This is a genomic window from Actinomadura chokoriensis, from assembly GCF_039529475.1.
GTDB lineage: Bacteria > Actinomycetota > Actinomycetes > Streptosporangiales > Streptosporangiaceae > Spirillospora > Spirillospora bangladeshensis.
Map to the genome: position 1 here is coordinate 1 of NZ_BAAAMW010000065.1, position 2,182 is coordinate 2,182.

A 2,182-nucleotide genomic window follows, 5' to 3' on the forward strand; every position below is an offset into this window, starting at 1 on the left:
GAGCTGAAGGCCCGCACTCCCCGCCCGGTCGTGACCGACGCGATCTGGGAGCGGGGCGGGACGCTGGTGCTGTCCGGCGACGATCCGCCCGGTTCGCCGGACCCGGCCGAGCTGGTGCTGCGCAGCCGTGACCGGAGCGAGGAGCGCGCGTTCCCGATGTCCCGCGCGGCCGGACGGTTCCGCGCGGAACTCCCGCTGGCCCGGCTCGTCTCGCTCGGCGGCGTCCTGCCGCTGGCATCGGGCCGCTGGGACGTGCTGGTCAGGCGCCCGTCGAGCACGACCGCCCCCGCCGGACGCCCCCTCGCCGTCCCGCTGGACCATGCCGCCCTGGACCGGCTGCCCGTCGAGACGACGGTGGACGGCCGCCGCTACGTCTTCCGCGAGCAGGGCTACGACGTGCCGATCGTGGAGGTCCACTCCGACCTGCGGCCGGGCGAGCGCGGCGCCTACCGCCAGGCGCGGACCCGCGTCCGGCACTACCGCGCGCCGCGCCGCCTGCGCTCCCTCCGTCCGGTGGTGGTCTACGACAGCTATTCGGGCAAGCAGTACTCCGACAGCCCCCGCGCCGTCCATGAGGAACTCGTCCGGCGCGGCACCGACGTGGAGCATCTGTGGGTGGTCCGCGACGGGCAGGTGGACCTGCCCGGGACGGCGCGTCCGGTGCGGCTGTGGGGAGCCGAGTGGTACGAGGCGATGGCCCGCAGCCGCTATATCGTCACCAACGCGCACCTGCCGGAGTGGTTCGTGCGCCGCCCCGGGCAGGTCGTCGTCCAGACGTGGCACGGCACCCCGCTCAAGCGCATCGGGTTCGACATCGAGGACGTGCAGTTCGCCAACGCCCGCTACCTGGAGAAGGTGGCCAAGGAGACGCCGAGCTGGAGCTACCTGGTGTCCCCGAACGGTTTCAGCACGCCGATCCTGCGCCGGGCCTTCCGCTACGAGGGCGAGCTCATCGAGACCGGATACCCGCGCAACGACGTGCTCGCCTCCCCCGACCGGCAGATGCTGGCCGAGCGGGTGCGCGAGCGGCTCGGGCTGCCGCCCGGCAAGCGCGCCGTCCTGTACGCGCCGACCTGGCGGGACGACAGCTACTACGGACCCGGCAAGTACCGGCTCGACCTGCGCCTGGACCTGGAGCGGGCGGCGGACGAACTCGGCGAGGACCACGTGCTGCTGATCAGGCGGCATCCCAATGTGGTCGATACCGTCCCGGAGGTCGCGGACGGCTTCGTCCGGGATGTGTCGGCCTATCCCGACATAGCCGAGCTGTTCCTGGTCTCGGACGTCCTCATGACCGACTATTCGTCGCTGATGTTCGACTACGCCAACACCGGCCGCCCGATGCTGTTCTTCACCTACGACCTGGAGCACTACCGGGACGAGCTGCGCGGCTTCTACTTCGACTTCGAGCACGAGGCGCCCGGCCCGCTGCTCGGCTCCTCGGACGAGGTCATCGACGCCCTCCGCTCGATCGGCGAGGTCGAACGCGGCTACGCCGCCCCCTACGAGCGGTTCACCCGGCGCTTCTGCGAGCTGGACGACGGCAAGGCCGCCAGCCGCGTCGTCGACCGCATCCTCCAGTCGGGCTGACCGGGCATGCGGGCGGTCCGGCATCCGGCCGTGCCCTCGGTGGCGGCCGTGCCTGCGGTGACGGCGGTGGCGGCGGTGGCGGCCTGGGTCGTGGCGACGCCCGCCGCGATGCTGCTGCCGTCCCTGGCCGGACGCGGCCCGTTCAGCCCGCAGGGCGCCGTGCTGCCGGTGGCGGTCGGCGGCCTGCTGCTGGCCGCGGGGCTGGCGGTCGCGGTGGCCCGTCCCGCCCGGTGGCGGAGCGCGCCCGGCACCGGTGCGCTGACCGGTGTCGCCGCCGGGCTGCTGGCCGCGTGGGCGGCGCTGGCCCTGCGCAACTCCCTGCACGGCACGCCGTTCGGGTTCGCCGGGCTCGTCGGGGACGAGGGCCGGATGAGCGCGATGGCCACCCGCTACAGCGCCACCGCCGTCCCGTCGGACGGCATCGTCGCCGGGGTGCCGACCGAGTACCCGCCGCTGTTCCCGTGGGTGGTGGGCCGGGCCTCGGCGCTGCTGGACGTCCACGCCTGGCGGGTGCTCGGCGACGCGCAGCTCCTCACCGTCTCCGGGGCCGTCCTGCTGACGTTCCTGCTGTGGACCCGGCTGGTGCCCGCGC

At 73.9% G+C, this 2,182-nt stretch carries 2 protein-coding genes; both read left to right on the forward strand.

Going from position 1 to position 2,182, the window contains the following annotated elements:
• Window positions 1-1,590: CDP-glycerol glycerophosphotransferase family protein (locus tag ABFX46_RS43240; RefSeq protein WP_346050438.1), on the forward strand; the 1,590-nt coding region annotated here is incomplete at its 5' end.
• A gap of 48 nt (window positions 1,591-1,638) precedes the next feature.
• Window positions 1,639-2,182, forward strand: a 544-nt coding sequence (locus ABFX46_RS43245) for a hypothetical protein (RefSeq protein ID WP_428831386.1), incomplete at its 3' end; no start/stop codon positions are given.